The 13,175-nt window shown below is 62.3% G+C and carries 12 protein-coding genes and 1 tRNA gene; 2 read left to right on the top strand and 11 right to left on the bottom strand.

Annotation, left to right across the window (positions count from 1 at the left end):
* Positions 1 to 169: 169 nt before the first annotated feature.
* Together ISX93_RS07065 and ISX93_RS07070 are read right to left on the bottom strand one after the other, a co-directional pair.
* Positions 170 to 1,975, bottom strand: coding sequence for a carboxypeptidase regulatory-like domain-containing protein (locus ISX93_RS07065; protein ID WP_195778001.1), 1,806 nt, complete (start codon positions 1,973 to 1,975; stop codon positions 170 to 172).
* Positions 1,975 to 2,121 carry a hypothetical protein gene (locus ISX93_RS07070; protein WP_195778002.1) on the bottom strand — a complete coding sequence of 49 codons (147 nt, stop codon included), beginning with the start codon at positions 2,119 to 2,121 and terminating at the stop codon, positions 1,975 to 1,977. Before ISX93_RS07070 ends, ISX93_RS07065 begins: the two co-directional genes overlap by 1 nt.
* A gap of 260 nt (positions 2,122 to 2,381) precedes the next feature.
* Here ISX93_RS07070 and ISX93_RS07075 point away from each other — a divergent pair, with 260 nt between their 5' ends.
* Positions 2,382 to 3,008, top strand: a complete 627-nt coding sequence (locus tag ISX93_RS07075; protein WP_195778003.1) for a TetR/AcrR family transcriptional regulator — start codon at positions 2,382 to 2,384, stop codon at positions 3,006 to 3,008.
* A gap of 594 nt (positions 3,009 to 3,602) precedes the next feature.
* On the opposite strand, the gene exaC is transcribed toward ISX93_RS07075, so the two are convergent.
* The 3 genes from exaC to ISX93_RS07090 form a co-directional block, all read right to left on the bottom strand.
* A complete protein-coding gene (gene exaC / locus ISX93_RS07080) occupies positions 3,603 to 5,123 on the bottom strand; it encodes an acetaldehyde dehydrogenase ExaC (protein ID WP_195778004.1) in 1,521 nt (506 codons plus the stop codon).
* Between the two features lie 164 nt (positions 5,124 to 5,287).
* Entirely contained in the window at positions 5,288 to 7,672 is a 2,385-nt protein-coding gene (locus tag ISX93_RS07085) for a Lon protease family protein (protein WP_219840997.1), read from the bottom strand.
* Positions 7,673 to 7,799: 127 nt separating this feature from the next.
* Entirely contained in the window at positions 7,800 to 8,465 is a 666-nt protein-coding gene (locus tag ISX93_RS07090) for a TetR/AcrR family transcriptional regulator (protein WP_195778005.1), read from the bottom strand.
* An 85-nt stretch (positions 8,466 to 8,550) separates the two neighbouring features.
* Between ISX93_RS07090 and ISX93_RS07095 the strand changes: the two genes are divergently transcribed.
* A complete protein-coding gene (locus ISX93_RS07095) occupies positions 8,551 to 9,090 on the top strand; it encodes an HXXEE domain-containing protein (RefSeq protein WP_195778006.1) in 540 nt (179 codons plus the stop codon).
* A 137-nt stretch (positions 9,091 to 9,227) separates the two neighbouring features.
* On the opposite strand, the gene ISX93_RS07100 is transcribed toward ISX93_RS07095, so the two are convergent.
* The 6 genes from ISX93_RS07100 to ISX93_RS07125 all read right to left on the bottom strand — a co-directional run.
* Positions 9,228 to 9,301 (bottom strand) — tRNA-Gly (locus tag ISX93_RS07100).
* A gap of 74 nt (positions 9,302 to 9,375) precedes the next feature.
* Positions 9,376 to 10,245 carry an alpha/beta fold hydrolase gene (locus ISX93_RS07105; RefSeq protein ID WP_195778007.1) on the bottom strand — a complete coding sequence of 290 codons (870 nt, stop codon included), beginning with the start codon at positions 10,243 to 10,245 and terminating at the stop codon, positions 9,376 to 9,378.
* A gap of 223 nt (positions 10,246 to 10,468) precedes the next feature.
* Positions 10,469 to 11,182, bottom strand: a complete 714-nt coding sequence (locus ISX93_RS07110; RefSeq protein ID WP_195778008.1) for a pseudouridine synthase — start codon at positions 11,180 to 11,182, stop codon at positions 10,469 to 10,471.
* Entirely contained in the window at positions 11,172 to 11,396 is a 225-nt protein-coding gene (locus ISX93_RS07115) for a cysteine-rich CWC family protein (protein ID WP_195778009.1), read from the bottom strand. The genes ISX93_RS07110 and ISX93_RS07115 overlap by 11 nt, the downstream gene beginning before the upstream one ends.
* Positions 11,397 to 11,893: 497 nt before the next feature.
* On the bottom strand, positions 11,894 to 12,811 hold the full coding sequence (locus ISX93_RS07120) for an alpha/beta hydrolase (protein ID WP_195777689.1): 918 nt from the start codon (positions 12,809 to 12,811) through the stop codon (positions 11,894 to 11,896).
* Between the two features lie 152 nt (positions 12,812 to 12,963).
* Positions 12,964 to 13,175, bottom strand: a 212-nt coding sequence (locus ISX93_RS07125) for an ATP-binding protein (protein WP_258166941.1), incomplete at its 5' end; no start/stop codon positions are given.

The raw sequence follows: 13,175 nt of genomic DNA on the forward strand, positions 1-13,175 counted from the left end.
CGCGCTTTCCCCGCGTAGGGTGGGCTTTAGCCCACCAATGTCGCGCTCCCGTTGCGGTGGGCTGAAGCCCACCCTACGACAAGCGAGGATTCAACCCATAACCGGTACATGGCAAACAACAAGGCCGGATCAGATCCGGCCTTGTTGTTTCTGGCAGTTGCGCGGGTGCTTAACGGAAACCGTAGGCGCCGTTGGGCTCCGGCTCGATGCAGAAGAACGCCGGAACCTTGTCTTCGTGGGCATAGGCCGGCAGGTTGGAGTTGCTCATGCAGACGTTGCCGTCCTTGCTGAATTCCAGATCGCGGAACCAGATGACCTGCTGGGGCATCGGGTACGGGATGAAGCGCTTTTCCTTGGGAATGTAGCGCAGCACGCGGTCGGAGTTGTTCGAGGCAATCCAAACATCACCGGACTTGGGATGTACATTCAGCGCGTAGGGTACTTCGTACTCGTCCGTGGCCAGCAGTGGCAGTTTGGTGCTTTCGAACTCTGCGGTCTTCGGATCAAAGCGCATCAGGTAGCCTTCATCGAATGAAGGTATCCAGAGAATGCCGTCCGGACCGAAGCGCAGGCGCCGCGGACCCTTGTATGGGGTGTCGTATTCGGTGACCTCCAAGGTGTCCTTGTTGACCATGCCGATACGGTTGCCGAGAACCTTGGAGTACCAGACATTGCCGGTGATCGGGTCGATGTCGATGCCATAGGCCAGGGTGAAGGCGCTGTCGCCAGCATTCAGCCATTTGTGATGGCTCAGGCCCAGATGGTAATTCTTCGCCGGGAACAGGCCGGCCAGTTTCAGAACCACACCCATGAAGGTGTCGCTCATCCAGGTGGTGAAACCCTGGCTTGGCAGCTTCACCCGGGTGAATTCGCCGGTCGTGGTGTCAAGTTTGTACACCTCGCTGGAGTAAGCGACGGTGAACCAGACATTGCCATCTTTATCGCCGCGGATGGTGTGCGGGTAGATACCGTTACGCCAGAGGAAACCACGCGGAATCTGGTAGCTCTTGAACTCCTTGGTTTTCGGGTCGAAGCTGATGATGCTGCTGTCCAGCGAGGCGGTCATGAACATGCGGCCGTCGGGGATTTGCACCGCGCTGTGCAAACCAACCTTGCCGGTGAAAATCCCCAGCGGCAGTTGCACACCGTTGAAATCACCACCGACGTTCACTCCGTCATCGGCCGGCACCGGCACTTCCTCGAGCTTGCCGTTGGTGCGGTCGAGAATGTAGATCACATCCTTGCCTTCATCGAAGCCGTAGAGCTTTTCGTCGGCACCGACAATGGCGTCGTGGATGAAGGACAGCGCGTGACCGGCATGCCATTCATAGACTTTGGCCCGGGCCAGTTCGGGGTTGTAGGGCGACTCCTGCCTGGCCACCACCGGCTTGCCGGTGAAACCGTTGAGCTGGGTTTCGACGATGCGTGCATGCTGGCCATAGGTGATGTAGGCACCGTAGCCTTCCATGCGCCAGTCGGTATCGCTCCAGGCCTGCTTGTCACGCGGACGGCGGGTCAGCGAGTTGCCCTGCTGGTGACAGTAGGTGCACTCGCGGATGAACACTTCCTTGGTGTCGGCATCATGGAAGGGCAGGGTGGCGGCATGGGCCGAAGCGGTCAGTTGCTCGGAGATGCCTTCGGGCGCCGTCAGCTCCTGCAGGGTGATGTCGGTTTGCAGGGCGGTGTCGGCAGCCAGTTCAAGGTCGCTGTTGTGGTCCTTGAAGCGCGACAGGCGGGTGCGCAGGACCACCTTGCCGGTGAACCCGGTATTCAGCGAATACTGGCCTGCGGCATTGGTGTACACGGTTTCCTTGGCGTTTTTCGCCGAATTCCACAGGGTCACCATGGCGCCGGCCACCGGCGTGCCATCCGCCGCGGTCACCGTGCCGATCAGCAGCGCCGCATGGGACTGGCCCGAGGCCATGATGCAGGCGCCCAGAAGGGCTGCGCTGAAGAGTTGATTAACTGCTTTCATTACTGGTTGCCCCCCAAGGCGAGTGGCACATAGCCGATCAGGTATGACACAAGGTGACCAGTGGAAATGATCGCCACGGTGACGAGAATGTTCATCAGGATCAGATCAACAACCGCTATTTTTATGGTTTTCTTCAGGAAGCTCATGAGGATTTCCCTCCGGGTTGAGAGTCAAGTGAGAAGCTGCCGACTACGGGATTTTCCGGTGTCTGTGCTGATTAAAGCAGATCTGCACATCCGGACTCCGGTTTGCAGTGATTGGCGATTTCTCACCGGGTAACCTGCAGCACATGTCCGGCCAGACCATTCGGGAGAAGCATGAGCCCGAATTTGCAACACGACAAAATTGTATGCTATTCCAATTTTTGTGGTTGTACAAATTTTTTGGGGCTGGCTAGAATTGCGCCATGACCACTATCAAGCCGGCTGTCCGCGTCCAGCGCAAAGCTGCGGCCACGCGCCAAGCGATCATCGAAACCGCCAAGACCCTGATCATCGAGGGGGGGCTCGAGGCCCTGACGCTCGAGGCGGTGGCCGAACGGGCCAACATCGCCGTGCAGACCATCTATAACCGGGTAGGCGGGCGCCCGGGGTTGCTCATAGCCGTGGCCGAAATGGCCCTGAAAGAGCACAACGGGTATATGCAGGAAGCCCTGGAAATTGCCGCCCCGGCGCGCGAAAAGATGCGCCTGATCGCCAATTCGTACACCCGCTTTGCCTTCGAGCGACCAAACGAGTTCCGCCTGCTGCTGGACCCTGCTGGCGACGCCGAATCCCTCGAACATATCCGCGAGCTGATTCGGGAACAGAACGCCCGGACCGCGGCGGTGATCCGCGCCGGGATTGCCGAGGGCAGCATCCGCGCTGATCTGGATCCCGACCAGGTCGCGCTGGCGGCCTGGGGCATGATGAACGGCATCCTCAGTCTGAATTTCCGCGACGACCATACACATTACAACAAGCAACAAGTGCCAGCCCTGATTGGCACGGCAATCAGCCTGCTGGTCGATGGCATGTTTACCGGTTCCCCCTGAGTCGCGGGCTGTTTTCCCAGCCTGATTCCCCGACTACTTCCGTGGCATTCCGCGACCCTGTCGTTGCCCCGGGCCAGCCGCAGAGCTCGACAGGACAGGCGTGCCGGCAGGGCTTGCGAAATAATCAAATTTTCCCGTAAAGCCGCTTGATAAAAACACTGTATACACATACAGTAAATGCGTAGCTGCATATTTCAGCGGCGTCACTACTGACCGGCAAGGTGGTTCACGGCGCCAGACGGTTTTATCAAACGGGAGAGCTGCCATGTTGCTGACCACGTCGATACTCGAACACTCGCTGCTGCTGGGCGCCATGCTGGTGATCATGCTCGGATTGGCCCGGGTAGCCTACGGCCCGGGGGAGTGACCCACCGCCCTACACAGCCTGACTGACTGCGCCAGCGGCTAAAGCACCGCCACGCACAGGCGGCTGCGCTCTGGCCGGATTGCCGGTGTGCTGGCAAGTCAGGGTTCCCGGTGAGTCCGTGGAAACCTGATAAAAGGCGCTGTACCCGTTTGGTGTTGCGGGTCGATTTTGTAGGGTGGGCTCCAGCCCACCCTACGTGCTGGACACAACACATAACGGAACTTGGCCTAGAAAAACCCCAGCGGGTTGATGTCGTAGCTCACCAGCAGGTTCTTGGTCTGCTGGTAGTGGTCGAGCATCATCTTGTGGGTTTCACGACCAACGCCGGACTTCTTGTAGCCACCGAAAGCGGCGTGCGCCGGATACAGGTGGTAGCAGTTGGTCCACACCCGTCCGGCCTTGATCGCCCGGCCCATGCGGTAGGCGCGGTTGATGTCGCGGGTCCACAGGCCGGCACCGAGACCGAACTCGGTGTCGTTGGCAATCGCCAGTGCTTCGGCTTCGTCCTTGAAGGTGGTGACGCTGACCACCGGGCCGAAGATTTCCTCCTGGAACACGCGCATCTTGTTGTGTCCCTTGAGCAGCGTGGGCTGGATGTAGTAGCCGCTGGTCAGGTTGCCTTCCAGGCGTTCCACGCCACCGCCGGTGAGCAGTTCGGCGCCTTCCTGCTGGGCGATCTCGAAGTAGGCGAGGATCTTCTCGAACTGCTGCTGCGAGGCCTGGGCGCCCACCATGGTGTCGGTATCCAGCGGGTCGCCGCGCTTGATGGCCTTGATCTTCTTCATCACCTCGGCCATGAAGGCCGGATAGATGGATTCCTGCACCAGCGCGCGCGACGGACAGGTACACACCTCACCCTGGTTGAAGAAACCCAGTACCAGGCCTTCGGCGGCTTTCTCGATAAAGGCCGGCTCGGCCTGCATGATGTCCTCGAAGAAGATGTTCGGGCTCTTGCCGCCCAGCTCCACGGTTGAAGGAATGATGTTCTCGGCGGCGCACTTGAGAATGTGCGAACCCACCGGCGTGGAGCCGGTGAAGGCGATCTTGGCGATGCGCTTGCTGGTGGCCAGCGCTTCGCCGGCTTCGCGGCCAAAACCCTGCACCACGTTGAGCACGCCCGGCGGCAGCAGGTCACCGATCAGCTCCATCAGCACGCTGATGCCCAGCGGGGTCTGCTCGGCCGGCTTGAGCACCACGCAGTTGCCGGCAGCCAGCGCCGGCGCCAGCTTCCAGGCGGCCATCAGCAGCGGGAAGTTCCACGGGATAATCTGCCCGACCACGCCCAGCGGTTCGTGGATGTGATAGGCGACGGTGTTCTCGCTGATCTCGGCGGCGCCGCCTTCCTGGGCGCGAATGCAGCCGGCGTAGTAGCGGAAGTGATCGGCCGCCAGCGGGATGTCGGCGTTGAGGGTTTCGCGCACGGCCTTGCCATTGTCCCAGGTCTCGGTAACGGCCAGCACTTCCAGGTGCTGTTCGATGCGGTCGGCGATTTTCAGCAGGACCAGCGAACGCTGCTGTACCGAGGTGCGCCCCCAGGCATCGGCCGCCGCATGGGCAGCATCCAGGGCCAGCTCGATGTCTTCGGCGGTGGAGCGCGGGAATTCGGCAATCGGCTGGCCATTCACCGGCGAGGTGTTGGTGAAGTACTGGCCCTTGACCGGGGCGACGAACTGGCCGCCGATGTAGTTGCCGTAACGCGACTTGAAGGAAACGACGGCGCCGGGGGTGCCGGGTTGGGCATAACGCATGGTGTTTCTCCTGAGTGTTGGCGTGGCGGGGAAAATGCCGGATGGCGGTTGTCTCAATGTAGCAAGTGTCGGGCTGGTGCGATGCAATTGCGGTCGCACGCTGGCTGGCTGCTGGCGTCAAGTCCGGTGGCGGCCCTGGCGAAGCCAGTATCCAGCCGGCCGCTTCATGGGGCTGCTGACCCGCCGGCCGGGCTGTCCGGCTGCGGGTGGGCATAACGCTGGCGCAGCGCGCTCAGCTCGTCCAGGCGTTGCTGCACGGCGTCACTGACCCGCTCGGCGGCAAGCCCGGTCAGCAGCGCCATGGCCTGCTCGGCATGTTCCACCGCGTACACATGAAAGCGTCCGTCAGCCACGGCCGCCAGCACCTCGCGGTGTAGCATCAGGTGCTTGATATTGCCCTGCGGAATGATCACTCCTTGCTTGCCGGTCAGGCCGCGGGCGGCGCAGAGGTCGAAGAAACCCTCGATTTTCTCGTTGACCCCGCCAATCACCTGCAGGCGCCCGTGCTGGTCCACCGAGCCGGTGATCGCCAGATCCTGGCGCAACGGCAGGCTGGCCAGCGCCGACTGCAACACGCAGAGTTCGGCGGCAGAGGCGCTGTCGCCTTCCACCCCGCCGTAGGACTGCTCGAAGACCAGGGTGGCGGCAAACGACAGCGGCTGCCGGCCTCCGAAGCGACTGGCCAGGTAGGCGGAGAGGATCAGCACGCCCTTGGAATGCAGGGCGCCGCCCAGCTCCACCTCGCGCTCGATGTCGATCAGCTTGCCGTCGCCCAGCCGCGCGGTGGCGCTGATGCGTGCCGGGTGGCCGAAAGCGTTGGCGCCCAGTTGCATGATCGCCAGACCATTGATCTGCGCCACCCGGCTGCCCTCGGTCTCGATGTGCCGCAGGTCGCGCAGGGCAGCCTCGAGCATGCGCTCGCGGATCTGGTCGGCGCGGTGCAGGCGTTCGTCTATCGCGCGCTCGACATCCGCCCGGCGAATCGACGCTTGCTGCTGCTCGCCGGCCCAGTAGTCGGCCTCATGCAGCAGGTCGAGCAGGTCCTGCATGTTCAGTGACAGCTTCTCGGCATCGGCGGCCGTCCGTGCGGCCTGCTCGATCAGCCGCGCCACGGCAGCAACCTCCAGCGGGCGCAACTGCTCGCGGCGCTGCAGGGTAGCGATCAGCCTGCCATACAGGCGGGTATTGTCCGTGCTGCGCGGCAGGTCCTCGGCAAAGTCGGCCTCGACCTTGAACAGCAGGGCGAATTCGGGATCGTACTGGGTCAGGAGGTAATACAGCAGGCGGTCGCCGATCAACACCACCTTGACGTCGAGGGGGATGGGGTCGGGCTCCAGCGAGATGGTGCTGGCCAGGCTGAGGATCTGCTCCAGCGACTGGATGCGCAGCTCCCGGCCCTGCAGGGCGCGCTTGAGTGCCTCCCAGGCGAACGGCGTGCCCAGCAGCTTGCGCACATCGAGCAGCAGGTAACCGCCATTGGCGCGATGCAGGGCACCGCCCTTGATCAGGGTGAAGTCGGTGTACAGGGTGCCCATCTGGGCCTGGTGCTCGATGCGGCCGAGCAGGTTCTGGTAGCTCGGGTAGTCCTCGTAGACCAGAGGGGCGTCCGTGCTGCTGCCGTGGTCGACCAGCACATTGACGAAATAGCGGTTGAACGGAGTCAGGCGCTGGCGGTCGAGAAGCTTTTCCGCCGGCGCCGAGCCGAACAGTTCCAGGCCCTTTTCGACGATGTCGCGCTTGACCTCGGCCAGAAATGCCGTGACTTCCGCCAGATCTGAGTAGCGCGCTTCCAGCTCGGTGAACTGGTGCTCGACCGTGGCCCGGGTAACCGCCTCGTTGAACTGTTCGACCTGCAGGTCATGCTCGCGGCTGGCCGTGGCGATCTGCTGGAGCGCCTGGCGCAGTACCTGGCGCATCTGCTCGGTGTGCTCGTTGATCTGCTGCTTCTCCGCGTCGGAGAGCTTGTCGAAGCCTTCGGAGTCGAGCACCTCGCCGTCCTTGATGGGGGCCAGGGTGAAGCCGGCGGGCGTCCGCAGCAGGACAATCCCGGCTGCACGCGCCCGGCTTTCGACCTCGCCGAACAGCTGCTCCTCGCGCGCCTTGAATTTGTCCTTGAGGCCCTGCATGGCGTTGCGGTAATCGTTGCTGTCGAAGGCCGCCGGCAAAGCGCTCAGCAGGCTGCGCACCAGCGCGCGCAGGTTGGCGTCCAGCTCGCAGCCGGTTCCCGCGGGAAGGCGCAGCACGCAGGGCTTGTGCGGGGTGCGGAAGTTGTTCACGTAGCACCAGTCACTCGGTGGCGTTGCCCGGGACGCCTGCTGCCCGAGCAGCTGGCGGACGATGGCATGCTTGCCCAGCCCCGGCGAGCCCATGACGTAGAGGTTGTAGCCCTCATGGCGAATGCCGATGCCGAAACGCAGGGCACCCAGTGCCCGCTCCTGGCCAAGGCTGGACTCCAGGTCGGGCAGTTCGCTGCTGCTGGCACAGCCCAGTTCCCCGGGGTCGCAGGTTTGATACAGCTGCTGGACGGTCAGTTCGTGGCGACTCGGCACGTTGCTACTCCTTGGTCCGGGTATCGGCTGGATGACTTTCACTGATTAAAGATCATCTGGCCGCTAGCAAGGCATGCAGGGGGCGCGCAGTACCGGGTTTTTATTCGCTCCGCCGGTTTGCGCGGCTTTATTTCAAATCAATTGGCGATTCAGGCGCATCGCTGACGGAGATCTCTGCCAGGCCGGCCGTCGCCGTCTGTGCGGCTTCGGCTGCTGGAAGACCGAGACCGATAAGCGCGTGCCGAATCAGGTTCAGCACAAGGTCTTCGCGGACAGTGTTTTGCGGCCTCTCGAGTATCGATTGCACACCGCCCGCCACTATGCCCAGCACGAAAACCAGCGCGGCTTCGAGCGAGGGGAACAAGAAGCGGCCGCTGGCTTGCCCGGCTTCCAGGGTCATGCGCACACGGGCATTCATCGGTGCGCCCAGAGCGGTTGCATCCGACAGGAGCGTCACCAGCATGCGTGCGCGCTGCGGACTTTCCACGGCAAGGCTGAGAAACAGGCTCAGGGCGATGGCAAGGTGCAGCGCCGGGTCGTTGCTGCGTAACTTGAGCATGCCAATGCGGTCGCGGATCTCGTACCGAATGCCCAGCGCAATATGATGGGCAATGTCCTGTTTGTCCTTGAAGTGGTTGTAGAACGTGCCCTTGGCAACGCCGGCGCGGGCAACGATCTCGTCTATCGACACGTCCGCAAGCCCACGCTTGCCCATGAGTTCGGCTGCAGCTGCCAGGAGTGCTTCGCGGCTGGTCGTGCGGCGCAGGCCGCGATATCCGGTAAGGGTGCTCATGCTGCAGACTGACACGCTGCTAACTGACTGGATAGTCAGTTTAGGCTGACATCTCATGGAGAAAAAACCGCACAAGGAAATTCTCATGCTGCGACTACCCTTCCAGGCGGCTCTCCTGCTGGCTCCGCTCGCCTACGCAATCCACCACGCTGAAGAGCACATGCTGTTCAATTTTCGCGAATGGCGTTTGCGCTATTTCCCGGACAGCAATGCGCTCAGTACCGAAGCGGTTTTCGTGATTCTGACTGCGATCACGCTGGTCTACATCCTGCTGTTCACAACACTGCGCACGAAGGTTGCTGCCTGGGGCGTGATCCTGTTTCTGATGGCGTCGCAGGTACACAATGCGATTTTCCACCTGGGCGGAACCCTGGCGTTTCAGGACTTCAGTCCGGGCCTGATCACCGCTCTGCTGCTTTATGTACCGGTCAACGCCCTGATCCTGCGCGCGGCCCTGCAGGGCGATTTGGCAACCCCCCGACAACTCGGGGGGTTGTTTGTAGTTGGCGGAATCCTGTTCTGGGCTTTCGAGTTTTTCGGCCCCGCCGTGCTTCTGCTGACCGTGCTGGCAACCTGGGCCTGGACTGTGCTGTCGGCATGGCGCGGGCGACCCGCCTCGGTATGAAGTGCGGCAACCCGGCAGCCGCATGCTGGTGATGATTCCAGTTCTTCAGAATGTCCCGCAGCTTTGGCGCGGTAGCGCGCAAAGGGACTGCCGGAAACGCCAGGGCCCTGCAAATGCAGGGCCCTGATGGTGAATGCTGGAGCGGGCGAAGGGAATCGAACCCTCGTCATGAGCTTGGGAAGCTCAGGTAATGCCATTATACGACGCCCGCGAGGGGTGCCTTTTTACCAGAAGCGCGGCGTGAAATGAAGCCTGTCGTGCAGGGTCGCAGCGTTTCTGGCTGGCTCAGGCGCTGAGCAGGACGCTGGCGGGGTGGCGCCGGGGCAGCGCCGGGGGCTCGAGAAAGTCGAGCATGCACGCGCGCATCTGCTGGCAGGCGGGCTTGTTTTCCATGTCCAGGAAGTGCCCGGCGTTGTCGATCACGGCAAACTGGCTGTCGCGCACCAGGCCGCCGAACAGGCGGGCATCGGTTGCGCTGGTGTAACGGTCGAGTTCGCCATTGATGAACTGCAGGGGAATCTCTATCTGGCTGAAGCAGGGGTGCGCCGCGCTGCCCTGCAGGCGCAGCAGTTGCTCGATGTGCGCGTGCATCTGCGCGTATTCGTAGTCCTCCAGGCTGCTGATGTGCTTGTGGTTGTAGCGCTTGAACAGCGCCGGCAGGTGCTGGCCGAGGGTATCGTTGACCAGGCTGGCGAGCTGCTGGCGCGCGCAGCTGCCGAGCAGTTCCAGGCTGCGTTGCAGGTAGTCCAGGGTGGCGGCATTGAGCACCGGCGAGAAGGAGGCGATCACCGCCTTCTCGATCAGCGGCGGGCGCTGGGCCAACGCCAGCAGGCTGGCAATCCCACCCCAGGAAAAGGACAGCAGCAGGCTGGCCTGGAAGTGCTCGATCAGCTGCAGCAGGATCTCCGCTTCATCGTCGCGGCCGATGGCCTGGCGCTGCTCGTTATGCGCTTTGGAGCCGCCGGCGTAGGGCTGGTCGTAGAGCGCTACGTTGAAATGCTGCAGCAGGTATTTGACCGTGTGGGCGAAGGCGGCCGTGGTCGCCAGGGAACCATTGACCAGCAGGATGGTGCGCGTGGCCGCAGGGTTGTAGTGGAATTCGGTGTAGATGCGGTACTGCCGGTTTACGATGACGATGGCGGTATGCGCGCGCATGGCGATGTTCTCCTGGAGTGAGCTGGACAAGCCTCTGCAGCGAGGTCTGTACGGGCCCTAGCAAAGCGCATGCAGATGACAACGAAATGTCAGGTGGCAACTGCTTGCCGGTGTGCCGGGCCTGCTGCACCCAAGCAGGAATCCTGCCAGCCTCGCCAGCCAGCCGTGGTCTTTGCGGAAAAGCCTTTCAGTTCAGTGGCTTGGAATTCTTGCCGGTGCAACGCTACGGCACGGTCCGGTTGCCGGGCTGCAGTTGGCGGACTTCCTGCACCGTCAGCGCGCGCCAGGCACCGCTGGGCAGCTCGCCAAGGTGCAGGGCGCCGATGCTCTCGCGGTGCAGGCCGAGCACCTGGTTGCGGAAGTGGCCGAACATGCGCTTGACCTGGTGGTAGCGGCCTTCGTGGAGGGTCAGGCGGGCTTCGCGCGGGCCGAGGATCTGCAGTTCGGCGGGCAGGGTGGTGAGGTCTTCGTAGGCGAAGTACAGACCACGGGCGAACACCTCGACATATTCCGCGCTGATCGGCTGTGCGGTCTGCACCCGGTAGACCTTCGGCAGGCGGCTGCCGGGCAGGGTCAGCTGGCGCGACCAGTGTCCGTCATTGGTAATCAGCAGCAGGCCGCTGGTGTTGAGGTCGAGGCGGCCGGCCAGGTGCAGGTCGTGCTTGTCCGGCACATCCAGCAGGTCGAGCACGCTCGGGTGCTCTGGATGCTTGGTTGCACTGACGTAGCCAACCGGCTTGTGCAGCAGGTAGAAGCGCGCCGGCTTGCCGGCCTGCAGCACTTCGTCGTCCAGTTCGATGCGGTTGAACTCGCGGACCTGCAGGCAGCCATCGGCAACGGTCTGCCCATCCACCCGCAGGCGCCCGCTGGCCAGCAGCTGGCGCGCATCCTGGCGGTTGAAGCGCGCCAGGTTGCTGATGAAGCGGTCAAGGCGCATCGCTGTCTGCCGTCTGTGGCGCCTGTGCGCAGTGCGGGCACAGGCAGGCATTGCGCGTGCCGGCCGCCAGCTGCTGGGCCAGGGCCTGCGGGCTGATCGTCACGCTGTAGCACCAGCAGGGCCGGGTGGCCGTCGCCGGGTTGGCCAGCGTGCAGCGGTTGTCCTGGCCGCACACCGGGCAGCGGGTCGGAGCATTCGGCTGTTCATTGGGCATTGTCAGGGACGACCTGCTTGGGAGTGATGGCGGAACCGCATGTGCTGCTGCATTGAAACCCGGCAGCGCGCACACGCTACCGTCGGGCCCGCCGATTTGCCAGTGCGGGTGTGTTGGTGGTGCGGAATTGTTTGCTCTGCCTAGAGATCGTTTTCGACTAGGTGCGGACGCTTGAATTCAGGGGCAATATCGTGGCCTGCCCTTGCTTCTCTGCGTTGCAACTAAAGTAACGGCGAGCGTGACTGTTTGAAATAAATGACTCCGACCCCTTATTTCCCATGCTGCCGTGGCGGTTCGGCAAGGTCGCCAACTATCCCTGCCCCTGAATGCAGCAAGCCGCCCGAAGGCGGCCTGAGGTATTTCTGCAAACATCGGTGCGGCGGCAAAAGCTGCCCGGATCAGACTTGCGACTTGAAGTAATTGAACGAGTGCTTGAGCGCACGCAGTGCCAGTGGTCTGGCTACCCTTCCTTGAAGGGCGACAGCTCATGCTTTCTATCATTTTGCGGGAATGGTCGGCACGTTGCGCCGCAGGAACTCCAGTTGATCGCCCACCACCTGCTCGAAGGCTGTGCCCACGTATATATCGAAGTGGCCGTGGGGATAGCGTTTGATCTCGTGACGCGGTGCGCGCTGGGCATGCCGCAGCGTCTGCTTCGATGGTGCCACGCTATCGGGGTCGCACACACAGAACAGCACAGGAGCGCGGATAGAGGGGGTTCTGCGTCCGGGGTAGTAGCGAATCAGATCCAGGGCAAAACGCGCGGAGGCCTCGTTGCGACAGGACTCGCCTGGTGGGATCAGGCTGTTGTAACCATCCCAGCTATCCGGCGAGGTCATAAATGCAGTCGTCCCCGGTCGACCGGCGAGCGGAATCAAAATGGGCCTGGCGCCGAACCACGAGCCGATGCGGTCGACCAGACCCAGCAGGCTGACCCGGAGTGACACCAGGGGTTCGGTCGCGAGAATGGAAGCCAGTCCGTCGGTGAAGGGGCATTGGGAGATGACCGCAGCCACTTTCGCATCCTCGGCAGCAATAGTCAGCACATGTCCGCCACCGAATGAGGTGCCCCAGAGGGCTAGCCGATCCGGATCTACATCATCCATGCGGCGGACATGAGCTATCGCGGCCTTCCAATCCTCAAGCTGACGCTTGATGTCCAGCAACTGGCGCGGCTCGCCCTCGCTGTCACCAAAGTGCCGATAGTCGAACACCAGGCAGGCGTAGCCGGCGGCGACAAAGCGTTCGGCGAACGCAGGAAGTCGCATCTTGCGTGTACCACCCAGTCCGTGCGCCATCACCACCACAGGAAAAGGCCCGGGGCCCAATGGGCGGTAGAAGTCAGCTATACAACGAGAACCGCCTGAAACGAACTGGATTGTCGATGGCACTACGTGGTCGGTGATGGTGTTCATGAATGATGACATCCGCTGGAATGGCTGGAACAGTGCCAAACGCGGACTGTTCCGTAGTGGCTTGGCAGGCCTCCGGTGAGGCTTGGGGTTGTTACGAAACTAGGGGCGCTGCAATTAGGCCTAACCACGGCCTTCGCGATAGAGAATACCTCTCAGAATACAGATGTATCGATCGGTAAAAATAGCAAAAACGCCGCGCCTGAATGGCTACTGGTCACACTGACTTTTCCACCATGGGCCTGCATGATCGACCGAACTGTTGCCAAACCAAACCCACCCGAATCATCGGGCTGGTTGCTGGAAGGGTCACAGCGATAAAACCGCTCGACAAGATGCGGCAGGTGTTCGGCAGCAATCGCATCAA

The organism is Pseudomonas sp. N040 (assembly GCF_015637705.1).
In the GTDB taxonomy this organism is placed as follows: domain Bacteria; phylum Pseudomonadota; class Gammaproteobacteria; order Pseudomonadales; family Pseudomonadaceae; genus Aquipseudomonas.